Annotated in this window: 15 protein-coding genes and 1 pseudogene; 5 read left to right on the forward strand and 11 right to left on the reverse strand. The window is 65.2% G+C overall.

Translation table 11 applies throughout. The features are described 5' to 3' along the window. Positions 1 to 32 precede the first annotated feature (32 nt). On the reverse strand, positions 33 to 230 hold the full coding sequence (locus RBR29_RS06100; RefSeq protein WP_320348078.1) for a twin transmembrane helix small protein: 198 nt from the start codon (positions 228 to 230) through the stop codon (positions 33 to 35). Positions 231 to 263: 33 nt separating this feature from the next. Between RBR29_RS06100 and RBR29_RS06105 the strand changes: the two genes are divergently transcribed. The 5 genes from RBR29_RS06105 to RBR29_RS06125 all read left to right on the forward strand — a co-directional run bounded on the left by RBR29_RS06105 (position 264) and on the right by RBR29_RS06125 (position 4363). After that, positions 264 to 1043, forward strand: a complete 780-nt coding sequence (locus tag RBR29_RS06105) for an SURF1 family protein (protein ID WP_320348079.1) — start codon at positions 264 to 266, stop codon at positions 1041 to 1043. Next, entirely contained in the window at positions 1040 to 1651 is a 612-nt protein-coding gene (locus RBR29_RS06110; RefSeq protein ID WP_320348080.1) for a hypothetical protein, read from the forward strand. Before RBR29_RS06105 ends, RBR29_RS06110 begins: the two co-directional genes overlap by 4 nt. Before the next feature lie 22 nt (positions 1652 to 1673). Further along, on the forward strand, positions 1674 to 2762 hold the full coding sequence (locus tag RBR29_RS06115) for a COX15/CtaA family protein (protein ID WP_320348081.1): 1089 nt from the start codon (positions 1674 to 1676) through the stop codon (positions 2760 to 2762). Between the two features lie 9 nt (positions 2763 to 2771). Further along, positions 2772 to 3683, forward strand: a complete 912-nt coding sequence (gene cyoE, locus RBR29_RS06120) for a heme o synthase (protein WP_320348082.1) — start codon at positions 2772 to 2774, stop codon at positions 3681 to 3683. Between the two features lie 71 nt (positions 3684 to 3754). Next, positions 3755 to 4363, forward strand: a complete 609-nt coding sequence (locus tag RBR29_RS06125) for an SCO family protein (protein ID WP_320348083.1) — start codon at positions 3755 to 3757, stop codon at positions 4361 to 4363. Here RBR29_RS06125 and RBR29_RS06130 read toward each other — a convergent pair. The 10 genes and pseudogenes from RBR29_RS06130 to RBR29_RS06175 all read right to left on the reverse strand — a co-directional run. Next, positions 4358 to 6913 carry a cation:proton antiporter gene (locus RBR29_RS06130; RefSeq protein WP_320348084.1) on the reverse strand — a complete coding sequence of 852 codons (2556 nt, stop codon included), beginning with the start codon at positions 6911 to 6913 and terminating at the stop codon, positions 4358 to 4360. The genes RBR29_RS06125 and RBR29_RS06130 overlap by 6 nt on opposite strands. 272 nt (positions 6914 to 7185) lie before the next feature. Then, a complete protein-coding gene (rpoH, locus tag RBR29_RS06135; RefSeq protein WP_320348085.1) occupies positions 7186 to 8091 on the reverse strand; it encodes an RNA polymerase sigma factor RpoH in 906 nt (301 codons plus the stop codon). Positions 8092 to 8209: 118 nt separating this feature from the next. Then, positions 8210 to 9061, reverse strand: a complete 852-nt coding sequence (locus RBR29_RS06140) for an endonuclease/exonuclease/phosphatase family protein (protein ID WP_320348086.1) — start codon at positions 9059 to 9061, stop codon at positions 8210 to 8212. A gap of 4 nt (positions 9062 to 9065) precedes the next feature. Continuing rightward, a complete protein-coding gene (aspS, locus tag RBR29_RS06145) occupies positions 9066 to 10859 on the reverse strand; it encodes an aspartate--tRNA ligase (RefSeq protein ID WP_320348087.1) in 1794 nt (597 codons plus the stop codon). 31 nt (positions 10860 to 10890) lie between these two features. Further along, positions 10891 to 11541, reverse strand: coding sequence for a DUF502 domain-containing protein (locus RBR29_RS06150; protein ID WP_320348088.1), 651 nt, complete (start codon positions 11539 to 11541; stop codon positions 10891 to 10893). Positions 11542 to 11553: 12 nt separating this feature from the next. Further along, a complete protein-coding gene (locus tag RBR29_RS06155; RefSeq protein WP_320348089.1) occupies positions 11554 to 11835 on the reverse strand; it encodes a zinc ribbon domain-containing protein in 282 nt (93 codons plus the stop codon). An 87-nt stretch (positions 11836 to 11922) separates the two neighbouring features. Next, on the reverse strand, positions 11923 to 13200 hold the full coding sequence (locus RBR29_RS06160) for a putative Na+/H+ antiporter (protein WP_320348090.1): 1278 nt from the start codon (positions 13198 to 13200) through the stop codon (positions 11923 to 11925). A gap of 33 nt (positions 13201 to 13233) precedes the next feature. Continuing rightward, a pseudogene (locus RBR29_RS06165) lies at positions 13234 to 13443 on the reverse strand (GMC oxidoreductase); the annotation flags it as partial. A gap of 71 nt (positions 13444 to 13514) precedes the next feature. Further along, the gene (gene ubiA / locus RBR29_RS06170; RefSeq protein ID WP_369293018.1) at positions 13515 to 14465 is read right to left on the reverse strand and encodes a 4-hydroxybenzoate octaprenyltransferase; all 951 of its coding nucleotides are present in this window, start codon (positions 14463 to 14465) and stop codon (positions 13515 to 13517) included. Next, the coding region (locus RBR29_RS06175; RefSeq protein WP_320348092.1) for a PLP-dependent aminotransferase family protein at positions 14465 to 15351 on the reverse strand (887 nt) is incomplete at its 5' end. The genes RBR29_RS06175 and ubiA, both read right to left, overlap by 1 nt.

A 15351-nucleotide genomic window follows, 5' to 3' on the forward strand; every position in this document is an offset into this window, starting at 1 on the left:
GGATTCGCCCGACACAGGATAGTCCGCAGGGACTATCCTGTGTTCGGGCTCATCCACCCCAATGCGTGGGCGAGGAGCAGGAGCAGGAACAGCAGGATCGACAGCCCCACCCGCCACGTCAGCGCCCAGGCCATGCGGTCGCTGCGGCCCCGGTCCTGCATGAGATATTTCATGGCCGACCCCAGGCTGACCAGCACCCCCAGAAACAGCACGACGATCAAAACTTTCATGGACATCCCCTGTATCCCCAGAGCATAGGCATCGTGGTCCCGCAACCGCCCGCATCCCGCACAAAAGCCCTTTCGGCCCTGATCCTGCTGACGCTGCTGGCTGCGGCCTGCATCGGCGCCGGCCAGTGGCAGCTGCGCCGTGCCCATGAACGCGAAACGCTGCTGGCCGCCATCGAGGCAGGCCGGCAGGCGCCGGCCCTGACGCTGGATGCGCAACACCGCGATGGCCCCACCTGGCATCCGGCCAAGGTTCACGGCCATTGGCTGAATCCGTTTACTGTACTCCTGGATAATCGTAACCTCAAAGGTCAGCCCGGCCTGTGGGTGGCGACTCCGTTGGAACTGCAGGACAGTCCCGGAACCGCCGTGCTGGTGCTGCGCGGCTGGGTCGCTCGCCCGTTGCCGCCCACGACGCTACCAAATCTGGAAGCAGCCACCGGCCCTGTCCTGGTCCAGGGCACGCTGCTGCACCGGGTGCCCCGACTGTTCGATCTGGGCAGCCTGACCGGCCAGCCCGACCCAGCCCTGTCCGCCGCCTTTCCGCATACCGATGGCCAGCCACCCCGCGTGCAGAACCTGCCGCTGGACGCCCCGGCGGCGGCCACCGGCCTGGACCTGCTGCCGGTCTTGCTGCAGCAGGCCCCCACGCAAGACGCCGGCCTGATCCAGGAATGGCCCGGCCCTTCGACGAACGCCAGCCAGAACTACAACTACGCCCTGCAATGGTTCAGCTTCGCCACGATTGCGCTGATCGCAGCCGGCGTGCTCACCTGGCGCACGCTGCGCCGTCCCCCACCCTCGCCGCACGCATGACGACCGTCCCTGCCCCCTCCCGCTCCATCCGCCCGCTGATCGCCGTCCTGCTGGTCTGTCTGGCTCCCGTGGTCTTCGCCCTGCTGGCCTACTATGTGCCGTCCCTGGGTCTGCGCCCCGATACCCGCACCCACTACGGTCAGTTGATCGAGCCGCAACGCCCCATCCCGGGCAACCTGGCCCTGCGGGACGCGCAAGGCCAGCCCTACGACCTGAATCAGCTCAAGGGACAATGGCTGCTGCTCAGCGCCGGCCCCGGCGCCTGCCCCGAATTCTGTGTGCGCGGACTGTTCGTGCTGCGCAATTCCCACGCCAGCCAGGGCAAGGCGGTCGACCGCCTGGAACGCATCTGGTTCATCATCGACGACGCACCGGCTGCGCCTGTGGTCAGCGAAGCCTACGCCGGCACGCATGTCCTGCGCGCCGATCCGGCCCGGCTGGCGGACTGGCTGGTCCCGGATGCCGCCGATCCCGCAGCTGATCTGGCCCGGGGGTTGTGGATCGTCGATCCCCTGGGCCATCTGATGATGCGCTTTCCCGATGCGCAGCAACCCGAGGCCGTGCGCGACGATATCCGCACGCTGCTGAAAAACTCCCGCATCGGCTAGGCTGCCCAGGACTCACACCCGCATGAACAAACCGATCGACCCGGCCCACTGGCGCAGTACGCAGGCCCCATCCACGACGCAGCCACACTGCGAACCGACTCAGCAGTCCGCAGCCGGTCCGCTCGCACGCTACCGCAAACTGGTGTTCCTGACCTGGTTCCTGACGCTGGACCTGATCATGTTCGGCGCTTTCGTGCGGCTGACCGATTCCGGCCTGGGCTGCCCCGACTGGCCTGGCTGCTACGGCCATTTCAGCCCACTGGGCGCCGGCGATCACATCCGCGCCGCCCTGGACGCCATGCCCTACGGCCCGGTCAGTCCCTTCAAGGCCTGGATCGAGATGATCCACCGCTATGCCGGCGCCATCCTGGGCATGATGATCATCGCCATCGCTCTGTGCGCCTGGCGCCTGCGCCACCTGCCGGGGCGCAGCCCGGCACTGGCCGTCTGCGTGCTGGTCATGGTGTGCGTTCAGGGAGCCTTTGGCGCCTGGACCGTCACCCACCGGCTGATGCCGCTGGTCGTGACCACACACCTGGTGCTGGGCATGAGCCTGCTGGCCCTGATGACCTGGCTGGCCGCCCGGGAAAAGGCCTACGCGCCGGTCCCCCCCGACCCTGGCAACGGCCGCGCCTGGATGATTCTGGGGCTGGCGGTGCTGTTCCTGCAGGTGGCCCTGGGCGGCTGGGTCAGCACCAACTACGCGGCCCTGGCCTGCATGGATTTCCCCACCTGCCACGGGGCCTGGTTGCCCCCCATGGATTTCCACGAAGGCTATGCCCTGCTGCGTGGCCTGGGGCAGCAATCGTCAGGGGCGCTGATTTCCCAGGACGCGCTCACCGCCATCCACTGGACGCATCGCAATTTCGCCTTCCTGGTGATCGCACTGCTGGGCGTGCTGGCCTGGCGCTGGCGCCACACACCCGGCCTGGCAGGCCCCGCACGCCTGCTGCTGGCCCTGCTGGCCCTGCAACTGCTGACGGGCCTGACCACCATCTTCTTTCAATGGCCGCTGCTGATCGCCGTGATGCACAACGGCGGCGCCGCTGGCCTGGTCCTGGTCAGCGTCACGCTATTGTGGCGCCTGTCCCGCGCCGGGAAACCTGCCTAGAATGCCACTATGAGCACCGCCGCCACCCATTCCCACCGGCCCCCCTCGCTGCTGCGCCAGTACCTGGCGCTGACCAAGCCGCGCGTCACGCAACTGGCCGTGTTCTGCGCCGTGATCGGCATGTTCCTGGCCACGCCGGGCCTGCCCGACCCCTGGCTGGCGCTGAACGCCACCGCAGGCATCTGGCTGCTGTCGGCCGCCGCGTTTTCGATCAACTGCCTGGTCGAACGCGAGACCGACGCGCGCATGCTGCGCACGGCGCGGCGCGGCACGGCCTCCGGCCAGATCGGCAGCCATCAGGTCCTGCTGATGGCCGGCATACTGGGCGGGGCCGGCATGTGGATCCTGTACACCCAGGTCAATGCCCTGACCATGTGGCTGACCTTTGCCAGTTTCGTCGGCTATGCCCTGATCTATACCGCCATTCTCAAACCCCTCACGCCGCAGAACATCGTCATCGGCGGCCTGTCGGGCGCAATGCCGCCCGCCCTGGGCTGGGCCGCCATGGCCGATGCCGTACCCGCCGAAGCCTGGCTGCTGGTCCTGATCATCTTCATCTGGACACCACCCCATTTCTGGGCACTGGCCCTGTATCGCCATCACGACTACGAACAATCCGGCCTGCCCATGCTGCCGGTCACGCACGGCCAGAACTTCACCCAACTGCACATCCTGCTCTACAGCATCGCGTTGTTCGCCGCCTCCGTGATGCCCTACGTCGTGCGCATGAGCGGCCTCGCCTACCTGGCGGCCGCCTGTCTGCTCAGCGGACGCTTCGTGTGGCAATCCTTTGCGCTATATCGAAGCTATTCGGATACCAGGGCGCGTAAACTGTTCCAGTATTCAATCCTGTATCTGGCGCTGCTGTTTGCCGCGCTGCTGCTGGATCACTGGGTCGGCTTGGTTCTCGCCCCGGTCTGACTCGGCAGAACTCCGACCCGGGCGCATGCCTCGGCGCCGCCCCGGCCGACTCACTGACCTGGATGATGGATATGTCGCTCTCGATTCCACGCCGCCGGCTCCTGGCCTGCACCCTCGCCGCACTTCCCCTAGCCCTTGTCCTGCCGGGCTGCACATCGGAAACCAAACCCCTGCCCTTCGCAGGCAACGACATCACCGGATCCCGCCTGGGGCGCGACCTGAACATGGTTGACATGACCGGCCAGCAGCGCACACTGGCCGACTTCAAAGGCAAGATCCTGCTGGTGTTCTTCGGCTATACGCAATGCCCGGACATTTGCCCCACCGCCCTGGCGCAGGCCGCCCAGACCATGCAGCTGCTGGGCGACCAGGCCGACGAAGTGCGCGTCATCATGGTCTCGGTGGACCCGCTGCGGGATACCCCCGAAATCCTCAACACCTACGTGCACGCCTTCGATCCGTCCTTCATCGGCCTGACGGGCACGCCCGAACAGCTGGAAAAGACCGCGCGATCATTCAAGGCCTACTACGCCAAGGAACCCGGCCCGACGCCGGAACACTACGCCATGAACCATTCATCGGCCTTCTACCTGATGGACCGTGACGGCGAAGCCCGCGCCCTGCTCGGGCCATCGCTGACGCCCGAAGACATGGCCCACGACATCCGGCTGCTGCTATAGATCGGGGCTGCTGGCCGCTGCCTGGCTGAACTCGGGCAGCGGCTCATGCTGGCGTTCGCCGGACTCGAACTGCCGCCAGACTTCCATCGCCCGCTGCCGCTGGCGCACGATCAGATCGATCTTCTCGCGCAGCATCGGATATTGCTGCTGCAGGCGCTTGAAGTCCCGTTCCTGGAGCATCAACAGGCGGCTGTAGCCCAGCGATCGCGCGCGCGCATGGAAATCGTCACCCATGGCGAGCGCCATTTCCCCAAAGATCTGGCCACTGCCCAATTCCGCCGTGGTGCCATCCGGCAGATCCAGGACCACCGCGCCCGACGCCACGAAATACATGGCCCGCCCCCGCCCGAACCGGGTGGGGATTTCCTGTCCCGGCAGGATCAGGCGCGGTTTGAGCACGCGACGAATGGCCGCCATGGTGGGCTCATCCATGCCTTCGAACAGCGACACCCGCTGCACCAGCGCCGCCGCGCTCATGGTGATATCCAGCACGCCCCGGCTTTCCAGTGCCCCCCAACGCGCATCCGTCTGCTGCATCAGGTCGGAATAGGTTTCCCCGCTGATCAGGTTGTGCGCCAGCATGTCACGGTAGCGGATGCGCTCCATGGCGCGCGCCATGCGTGCGAGATACGCCTCCTGCAGATACTGGGCGTAACTGGGGTACTGCAGCGCCAGCGCCTGCAACGCGCCTTCCAGCAGCATCAGGCGGCGCTGGTGCGCGGCCACGATGATGTCCGTGACCTCCTGGCCCAGCAGGGGCTGCACATCGGTACGGGCGAACTGGATCAGGCGGCGTGCCACGGACCATTTACACATCAGGTTGGTGAACCGCTGGGCCAGCTCGCGCACCAGCCAGCCCTGCCAGCCGGTCACGTAGTGCAGGCGCAGCGCCAGCCGCAGCGCCTGGGAATAGCGCAGATCCGCGTCGATCGCCGACTCGAAGCCTTGCAACCCACCCGCCCGCACGGCATCGCCCAACCGCTCGGCACGCGCCAGCAGAGACTCGGCCGTGCGCCAGTCCACGACCTGCGCCTTGAGCGTCTCGAAGAACATCTCTTCCTCGCGGCCCGCCAGCATCCCCATGCCGACGGCGACCTTCTGGTCACGGGTCAGCTGGTGCACCTGGGCCGAATCCATGCCGGCCTGGCTGGCATCAAAGACCGCATGCAGTCGCCCCAGGACCTCGCTGCCGATGTGTTCGTTGTGGGCAATGTCATCGATCCTCAGGCGCAGGGCTTCAAGTTCCACGATCTGGGCCTGGTCCCGCAAGGCTCGATCCACCGGCGAAAGCTGATTCAAGCCCAACCGGTGAATCAAGGGCCGCAGCGTCAGGCCATTGACGAACAAGGTCATGAGCACAAAGCCGGTCGTGGCCACGGCAATGAACTGCCGCGCCTCGTGGGGCACCGCCGGCTGTTCCGTGACGGCCAGGGCCAGGGCCAGGGACACGGCGCCGCGCAGGCCGCCCAGCAGCATCACGGCACGGTAGGACGGGCTGACCTCGGTGCTCAGGCGCAAGCGCCCCAGCAGGGGCAGCAGGCCATAGACGATGACCGCGCGCGCGCCCAGGGTCACGATGAACACGACCAGGATCAGCAGGACTTCCATCCAGGTGATTTCCGCCATCATGCGCGGAATCAGCATGGCAGCGAACAGGAAAATCAGGGAATTGGCCCAGAACCCAAGCTGCGCCCAGGCCCCTTCGAGCTGCTCGAAGGTCGTGGGCGACATGCGTGTACGGCCACTGGAACTCACCACCAGTCCCGCGATCACGGTGGCCACCACCCCCGACACCCCCAGGTAATGCTCGCCTACGAAAAAGGTCAGGTAGGCCAGCGCCACGGTCAGGGTGATCTCGGCGGTAGGCCAGCCGCGCAGCCACCCGAACAGTTCGATGGCCACCCGCCCCATCACCAGACCGGTCAGGCCTCCTCCCAGAAAGCTGATCAGGAAACTGCGGAAGATTTCCGGCGCGGACGGCGTCGTGCCACCGAACAGCACACTGAGCAGCACGGAATACAGGGCGAGCGAGGCGGCATCGTTGAACAGGGACTCGCCCTCGACCAGATTGGTGAGACGACGGGGCGCGCCGACTTCGCGGAAAATCCCCACGACCGCCACTGGATCGGTGGTGGCGACGATGGCGCCCAGCATCAGGCAGACCACCAGCCCATAGGTGGAGATCGCCGCCAACGAAAAACCAACCGCCAAAGTGCAGACCACGACCGCCACAATGGCCATGACCAGAATCGGGCTGATATCGTCCAGCAAGCGCCGCAGATTCGTGGCCAGCGCCGTCTCGAACAGCAGCACCGGCAAAAAGACGAACAGAAAGGTCTCGGAAGAAATCTCGAAATGCTGCAGCGTGTCCAGGAAATCGGCCACGACGCCCGGCGCCCAACCGTGCACATGAATGATCACGCCCAGAATGAAGCCCACGATGGCCAGCAGCACGGAATACGGCAGGCGCAGGCGTCCCGCCAGGGGGGGCATGAAGGACACCAGGGCCAGCAAGCCCGCCAGGCCGAACACCAATAGGCCGATTTTCATGATGAAGAAAACGTTCAGATCATCCGGGTGATATGTTACAGGCCTGGAGGGCCTGCATTCTAGCAACCAGATGAAAAAAAGGGATGCCTGACGGCATCCCATGAACATCCGCTTCGGTAGGGAGGGGAAGAGGAGAAGCTGAAGCGGACGACAGAACGTGGGGCCTGACATGACCGGCGCGTTCATGTCAGGTTGGTCCGCCCCGGCCATCGAAAGTTCACAGCCCGGCCCAGAAAGATGCAAGAGAGTGTATCAACCCCCGTGGGACAGGATCAGGCGGCCTCGAAGTCCGCCTGCCGCTCGCTCAGGGCGACACGCAGTTTTTTCAAGGCAGCGGCCTCGATCTGGCGGACGCGTTCGGCGGAAATGCCATATTCGGCAGCCAGTTCGTGCAGCGTGGCGCCACCGTCATCCACCAGCCAGCGGGCACGGACGATGTGCTGGGATCGCGCATCCAGGGCAGACAAGGCCTGTTCCAGGCCTTCGCCCTGCAAGGCATCCATGCCTCGGCGAGCCAGCACCTGGGCCGGTTCCTGGGCCTGGTCGGCCAGCCAGTCGGATGGCGCGTAGCGATCCTCGTCGTCAGTCGGCGCATCCAGGGCAAGATCGCCGCCCGACAGGCGGACTTCCATTTCGGCGACGTCTTCGGGGCGCACGTCGAGTTCGCGGGCGATGTCGGCGATCTGGTCCGGCGCCAGGCTGTGGCCATCAGGGCGCATGCGCCGCAGATTGAAAAACAGCTTGCGCTGTGCCTTGGTCGTGGCGATCTTGACCAGGCGCCAGTTGCGCACCACGTATTCGTGGATCTCGGCGCGGATCCAATGCACGGCAAAAGACACCAGGCGCACCCCGCGATCGGGGTCGAAACGGCGCACGGCCTTCATCAGGCCGATATTGCCTTCCTGGATCAGGTCTGCGTGCGCCAGACCGTAGCCCAGATACTGGCGGGCGATGGAGACCACCAGCCGCAGATGCGACAGGATCAGGTCACGCGCGGCATTCAGGTCATTGTGATCGCGCAGGCGCCGGCCCAGGTCGGCTTCCTGGTCGGCCGTGAGCATCGGCAGCCGGTTCACGGCGCTGATGTAGGCATCGATGGTGCCCAGCGCGCCGGGATTGGCGACCGCCAGGGACAATTGGGATGGCGAGAGCGCCAGGGCGGACGAAGAGGGGGTCATGGTGACAGTGTCCTCGTACTGAATGGAGTGATGTTAGCACTCTTGGATTGAGAGTGCTAATTTCAAAGTAATGCTTATTGGGCCACCGTCCAACAGAAAAGTTCCCGCCAGAACCGGATCAGGGCAGTTCCAGGTCCGCCACCAGCGGCGCATGATCCGACAGTTTTTTCCAGGGCGAACCATGCAGCACCCGCGCACGGCGCACGGCAAAGCCACGCTGATAGATCCGGTCCAGCCGCAGCCAGGGGAACACGGACGGAAACGTCCGGGGCGGCGGCGTCAAGCGCGCGTGTCCATGCATGGGCAGTTCAGGCAGCGGACGCAGGGTCTGGTTCGGCAACCAGACCAGCCGTTCGCGCAGGCGCGATACGGTGCGGCGCAGACGGTAGATTTCGTCCGTCCCTTGGGGGGCGGCGGCGAATACCTCGACCAGACCCAGCTGTTCGACGAACAGGGGCGCCAGGCGATTGGTCCAGTCATTGAAATCCCCGGCAATCAACAGCGGCTCGTGCGCAGGCACCAGGCGCTGGATGCGATCGGCCAGCGCCTGGACCTGGCGCAAGCGCCCACCGGCCAGCAGTCCCAGATGCACCACCAGGCAATGTACCGGCACATCGCCGACCTGGACCACGCCATGCAACAGGCCGCGCTGTTCCAGGCGATGATCAGACACATCCTGATTTTCGTAGTGCAGGATGGGATAGCGGGACAGCAGCGCATTGCCATGATCGGTCGCCTGACGCACGGCGTTGCAGCCATAGGCGACCTGCATGCGCAGCGCCGCCGCCAGGGATTCATGCTGCGCGTCCAGGCTGCCGCGCACCTGATTGCGGCCCTGGACCTCTTGCAGGAACAACAGGTCGGGCCGCAGGCCGTACAGGCCCAGCCGCAGGTCGGCCAGCGATTCCCGCCCACCTGTGGCCGAGCGGCCCTTGTGGATGTTGTAGCTGACGACCCGCAGGACGGGCATGGCCTTACTGGGCTTCCGTCTGACGCAGGCGGATATGCAGCTCGCGCAGCTGCTTTTCGTCCACCGCCGACGGCGCCTGTGTCAGCAGACACTGGGCACGCTGCGTCTTGGGGAAGGCAATCACATCACGGATGGATTCTGCGCCCGCCATCAGCGTCACCAGACGGTCCAGGCCAAAAGCCAGGCCGCCATGCGGTGGCGCGCCATACTGCAGCGCATCGAGCAGAAAGCCGAATTTCAGGCGAGCTTCTTCTTCGTCGATCTTCAGGGCCTTGAAGACCTTGCGCTGAACATCGGCGCGATGAATACGTTCGGACCCGCCACCGATTTCCCAGCCGTTCATCACCATATCGTAGGCCCGCGCCAGAGCCTTGCCCGGATCGGTTTCCAGCAGATCCTCGTGGCCGGGCTTGGGGCAGGTGAACGGATGGTGCGCAGCGGTATAACGGCCCTCGTCCTCGTCGTATTCGAACATGGGGAAATCCACCACCCACAGCGGTTTCCAGCCCGGTTCGAACAGGCCATTGGCACGGCCGAATTCGCTCTGGCCGATCTTGACGCGCAGGGCGCCGATGGCATCGGCGACGATTCTGGCGCGATCGGCACCGAAGAAGATCAGGTCGCCATCCTGCGCGCCCGTGCGCTCGATCAGTGCGCGCAGCGCATCGACATGGATGTTCTTGACGATGGGCGACTGCAGGCCTTCGGGGATGGCAGTGGCGTCGTTGACCTTGATATAGGCCAGGCCGCGGGCACCATAGATGCCGACGAACTGGGTGTAGGCGTCGATTTCGCTGCGCGGCAGACTGGCGCCGCCGGGCACGCGCAGGGCCACCACGCGGCAGGCCGGATCATTGGCCGGGCCCGCAAAGACCTTGAAGCCCACATCACGCATCAGGTCGGCCACATCGGTGAATTCCAGCTTCACACGCAGATCGGGCTTGTCCGAACCGAAGCGGCGTATGGCATCGGCCCAGCTCATGACGGGGAAGGGGTCGGGCAGCGCCACATCCAGCACCTGGCGGTAGATTTCGCGCACCATGCCTTCGAAGATTTCGCGAATCTGGACTTCGTCGAGAAAAGAGGTCTCGCAATCGATCTGGGTGAATTCGGGCTGGCGATCGGCGCGCAGGTCCTCGTCGCGGAAGCACTTGGTGATCTGGTAGTAGCGGTCGAAACCCGACACCATCAGCAGCTGCTTGAACAATTGCGGCGACTGGGGCAGCGCAAAGAATTCGCCCGGGTTGACGCGCGAGGGCACCAGGTAGTCGCGCGCACCTTCCGGCGTGCTGCGGGTCAGCATCGGGGTTTCGATATCGACGAATCCCAAGGCATCCAGATAGTTGCGCGCCACCATGGACACGCGGTAGCGCAGCATCAGATTGCGCTGCATCTGTGGCCGCCGCAGATCCAGTACTCGGTGCGTCAGGCGGGTGGTCTCGGACAGGTTGTCGTCATCCAGCTGAAACGGCGGCGTGACCGAGGCGTTGAGGATTTCGATCTCGCGGCAGAGGATTTCGACCTCGCCCGAGAGCAGGTCGGGATTGGTGGTGCCGGCGGGGCGCAGGCGCACCAGACCGGTGATCCGCAGGCAGTATTCATTGCGGATGCGTTCGGCGGTCTCGAATGCCGCCTGGTTGTCCGGGTCCACCACGACCTGGGCCAGGCCTGCGCGATCGCGCAGGTCGATGAAGATCACGCCGCCATGGTCGCGGCGGCGATGCACCCAGCCGAACAGGGTCACGGTCTGGTCGAGGTGGGCTTTGGATACCTCGCCGGTGTAGCAAGTGCGGTTCAAGAATGGCTCCGTCAGAGGGATTGTTTGGGTTTCAATGGGCCTGCTCGTCAGGAGCGGCCTTGGCGGGCAGGCCTGCCGGCGCCAGGGGCGGCAAACCGGGAGGCGCCACCACGCCCATGGACACAATGTATTTCAGCGCGGTTTCCACCGACATGCCGAGCACCTGGACATCGGCACGCGGCATCATCAGAAAGAACCCCGACGTCGGATTGGGCGTCGTGGGTACGTAGACGCTGACGAAATCGCCCCCCAGCCGCGCGGCGATCTCGGTGGCAGGGGTGCCGGTCAGAAAACCGATGGTCCAGGCGCCCTGGCGCGGATACTGCACCAGCACGGCTTCGCGAAACGCCTGGCCGTTGGGCGCGAAGACGGTGTCGCTGACCTGCTTGACCGAATTATAAATGGAGCGCACCAGGGGGATGCGCCCCAGCAGGGATTCCCAGCGCGACAGGATGGCGCGACCAATGAAATTGGCACACAACAATCCGGTCAGCAGAATCACGGCCAGCACCAGAACCAGTTCGAATCCCGGTATCGACACACCGAACAGCGCCTCGGGCGTCAGGAACGAAGGCACCAGGGACATGAGTGTGCCGATCAGCACCGTCAGCACCCAGACCGTGGCAACCAGCGGCAGCCAGATCAGCAGGCCCGTGATGAAGTAGCGCTTGAGGAATCGCATGGGTTCCCGACGTCAGCCCAATGTCGATGCGGACGCCCCGCCAGCGGCGGCGGGTGCCGCGCCAGCCGAGGATCCGCCTGCCGCATCGGCGGGTTTCGAGGCGGGTTTCCCCCCCCCGCGGAAATCGGTTTCGTACCAGCCGGTACCCTTCAGACGAAAGCCGGCCGCCGTCACCTGTTTTTCATAGGTATCCTGGCCGCAGGCCGGACAGGTCTTGAGCGGCGGGTCGGAGATTTTTCGCAGCACGTCCTGTTCGTGACCACAGCGGCTGCAACGATAAGCATAGATAGGCACAGCTCATGATTCCGAAATGATCAACGGCCTGGATTTTAATCCTTTTGCCCTGGGGCGGCCCGCCCGGCAGGCCGGCCACGGCAGGCCTCAGCTGAACGACGTCGGCAGCATGAACATCGCGGCGGCCACCAAGGTCGGCACGGCCGCCGCCCCCAACAGTTTCAGCGGTGAAATCGACCCATCGCCGAAACAACCTTTCAAGATGGAAAAGCCGGCCGGATTCGGCGCATTGGCGATCACCGTCAGGCCGCCGCCCGTCACGGCACCAGCCACCAGCATGTAGCGCCAGAGTTCGCTGGTCCCATCGACCAGCGAACCCAGGTAGGTCAGCGCCGCATTGTCGGTGACCGCCGTCAGAGCCGTGGCCCCCAGGTACAGGACGTAGGGCGACAGGCCACCCAGCAGATCCTGGAGCCACCATTGCTGCAGGCCGCCCAGCATCACCAGGCCCGCCAGAAAGAAACCCACCATCAAGCCTTCGCGCAGCAGCAGGGGCGACTGGTGCCGCTTGTAGGCATGGGCATAGCCAATGAACAGCACCAGCAGCGCCATGAAGATCTGGATGTGGTGCGACGCCAGCACGACACCTGTCAGGAACAGCACGTGCACGACCATGACCACCGGCGACACGGGCGGGCGGCGTTCGCCTTCGTCCTCTGGCACACCGATGCTGCCATTGAGCAGAAAGGGCCGGCAGATCAGCGACAGGACCAGGCCATTGACCAGCACGGCAAGCACCGCACGCCAACCAAAGTGGGTCGCCATGAACGCCGTATCCCAGCCGAACGTATGCGCCACCATCAGCACAGGCGGCGCAGCATAGGCCGTCAGCACCCCGCCGATGGACACATTGACGAACAGCACGCCGACGGTCAGGTATTTGAACCCGTCCTGGCCGGGCCGGCGGAAATAGGCCTGGCGCAGCAACAGCGCGGCCAGGGTCATGGCGGCTGGCTCCGTGATCAGCGAGCCGGCCAGCGGCACCAGGGTCATGATGACGAAAAAGCGTGATAGTTCCTGGGCCACCGGCAGCAAGCGCGACACCCAATCGACCAGCAGGCGGACCAGTTCGATGATGGGCCGGCTGGCCGCCACCACCATGATGACGAAGACGAACGCCGGCTCGGTGAAATTACGTGTATCCAGGTATTCGACTGCGCCACCCACCCCCTGGGCCAGCGCCATCCACACGAACAGCGCACAGGCCCAGACGCCGAACACGGCCTCGACTTCGGACAGCATGTGCCACAGGCCGGCATGGGGGCCGCCTTTGTTGGCCAGACGGGCGAAGATCGGAACGGAGAAGGTGTGAATGATGGCAATGGCAAACAAAATGCTTGCCACGACCTCGGTATGACTGACCATGTCCAGGTCCTGAATGAGAGGCTAACAAGAAAATCAGGCGCCACCCAAGACCAGGTGGGCGCCTTTTCCGGCAATCATGATCGTCGGCACATGGGTATTGCCTGAAGTGATGACCGGCATGCTGGATGCATCGATCATGCGCAGGCTTTGCGGGCTGCGGACGCACAGGCCCGGATCCACCACGGCCAACGGATCGACACCCATTTTACATGTGCCTACAGGATGGAAGATGGCGCTGCCGACAGTGGGCGTATCGGCAGCATCGGGCAGCACGCCCGCGTGGCCTCGGCGGCCGGGCGGCTACAGGCTACAGGCTACAGCCAGGGCCGCAAGACCGTGCCCGCCAGGGCGGCGACGATCAGCAGCACGCCGACCTGCATGTTGGAACGGAACAACCGCAGGCCGCGTTCCGGGTGGCGCACGTCGAAGACCCGCATCTGCCAGACGAAATGCGCGGCGATGATGGCCATGACCAGGTAGTAGGGCCAGTCCATGCCCATGCCCATGCCCGCTGCAACCCAAAGCGCTGCCGTGGCGGCATACATGCCGCCGATCCAGACCCGGCCCCGATCACCGAAACGCATGGCGACCGATTTCAGGCCCAGCATGCGGTCGTCCCGCAGATCGATATAGGCGTAGATGGCGTCATAGCCGATCTGCCACAGCACCGCTCCCAGCCACATGGCCACGGCGTACCAGGGGATGAGATCGCGCGTATCCGACCAGGCCATCAGCATGCCCCAATTGAAGGCGACCCCCAGGACGGCCTGCGGCCAATACGTGTAGCGTTTGCACAGGGGGTAGATCACCACCAGGGGCAGCAGGGCCAGCGCCAACCAGCGGCTGGTGGCATTGATGGCCAGCAGCAAGGTGGCACTGACCAGCAGTTGCGCGACGGCGAACCACAGCGCCGCCCGCAGGGTGAGCTGGCCGCTGGTCAGGGGCCGGAATCGCGTGCGCTCGACGCGATGATCGAAGTCCCGGTCGAAAATATCGTTGAAAGTGCAGCCCACGCCGCGCATCAGCAACGCGCCCAGGGAAAACACCGCCAGGCGCCACAACGTCGGCAGGCCATCGGCCGCCTGGACCAGCGCGGCCAGCACCGGCAGCAAGGTCAGCCAGGTGCCGACCGGCCGGTCGAGCCGGCACAGGCGTGCATAGGGCCCCCAGGATGCCGGCAGCCAACGGGCCACCCAGTCGTCGAACCGCATGTCCGACAGATCGGGGCCGGTCCGCTGCGGGCCGGCCGGGGTGCCGCCCGCCATCATGCGTGTGCGGGCGCCGGACCGATGAGCTCGCCCAGCGTGCGCACGCCGGCACGAATCCGGTCTTCAGGCACGGTGACGAAACTCAGGCGCAGGGTGTTGGTCGGCGCACCCACCGCATAGAACGGCGCTCCCGGCACGAAAGCCACGTTGCGCTGGATCGCCGCCTGCAACAATTGCGTGGTATCGATGGATTTGCGCAGCGTGACCCAGATGAACATGCCGCCTTCCGGGCGCGTCCAGCGTGCGTCAGATGGAAAGTATTCCTGCAGCGCATCGAGCATGTAGCCGCATTGGCGCCGGTAGAGTTCGCGCACCTTCGGCAGATGTGTTCGCAGAAAACCGTCGCGCACCGCCTCGTACACCGCCATCTGGGTGACGGTGGCCGTGTGCAGATCGGTGGCCTGCTTGATCTGCACCAGCTTGGAGATGATGTGGCGCGGCGCCACGACGTAGCCCAGGCGCATGCCGGGTGCCAGGACCTTGGAAAACGTCCCCAGCCGGATCACGGTGGCGCCTGCCGGCCGACCCAGTTCGAGCAGGCCGGGCTGCGGTTCGCCCGCATAGCGCAATTCGCCATAGGGGTCGTCCTCGATGATGGGCAGGCCCAGGCGGGCGCAGCGTTCGACCAGGGCCTGGCGGCGCTCGCGGTCCAGCGTCAGGCCGGTCGGGTTCTGGAAATTGGGCAGCACATAGATGAAGCGCGCGCCCCGGGCGAGGTCATCGCCCAGGGCCTCGGGCACGAGACCCCGTTCGTCGGTGGGCACGGCCCGGTACTGCGGCTGGAACTGGGAAAACGATTGCAGCGCCCCGAGATAGCTGGGGGCTTCGACCAGTACGGGGGAATCCTGATCGATGAACAGTTTGCCGAGCATGTCCAGCGCCT

Source organism: Castellaniella sp., from assembly GCF_034007085.1.
GTDB lineage: Bacteria > Pseudomonadota > Gammaproteobacteria > Burkholderiales > Burkholderiaceae_B > Castellaniella.

Bases quoted from the DNA above. Each gene is read 5' to 3' on its own strand.
- RBR29_RS06100 (WP_320348078.1), bottom strand. From the start codon at position 230: ATGAAAGTTTTGATCGTCGTGCTGTTTCTGGGGGTGCTGGTCAGCCTG.
- RBR29_RS06110 (WP_320348080.1), top strand. From the start codon at position 1,040: ATGACGACCGTCCCTGCCCCCTCCCGCTCCATCCGCCCGCTGATCGCC.
- RBR29_RS06115 (WP_320348081.1), top strand. From the start codon at position 1,674: ATGAACAAACCGATCGACCCGGCCCACTGGCGCAGTACGCAGGCCCCA.
- cyoE (WP_320348082.1), top strand. From the start codon at position 2,772: ATGAGCACCGCCGCCACCCATTCCCACCGGCCCCCCTCGCTGCTGCGC.
- RBR29_RS06125 (WP_320348083.1), top strand. From the start codon at position 3,755: ATGTCGCTCTCGATTCCACGCCGCCGGCTCCTGGCCTGCACCCTCGCC.
- RBR29_RS06130 (WP_320348084.1), bottom strand. From the start codon at position 6,913: ATGAAAATCGGCCTATTGGTGTTCGGCCTGGCGGGCTTGCTGGCCCTG.
- rpoH (WP_320348085.1), bottom strand. From the start codon at position 8,091: ATGACCCCCTCTTCGTCCGCCCTGGCGCTCTCGCCATCCCAATTGTCC.
- RBR29_RS06140 (WP_320348086.1), bottom strand. From the start codon at position 9,061: ATGCCCGTCCTGCGGGTCGTCAGCTACAACATCCACAAGGGCCGCTCG.
- RBR29_RS06150 (WP_320348088.1), bottom strand. From the start codon at position 11,541: ATGCGATTCCTCAAGCGCTACTTCATCACGGGCCTGCTGATCTGGCTG.
- RBR29_RS06160 (WP_320348090.1), bottom strand. From the start codon at position 13,200: ATGGTCAGTCATACCGAGGTCGTGGCAAGCATTTTGTTTGCCATTGCC.
- ubiA (WP_369293018.1), bottom strand. From the start codon at position 14,465: ATGGCGGGCGGCACCCCGGCCGGCCCGCAGCGGACCGGCCCCGATCTG.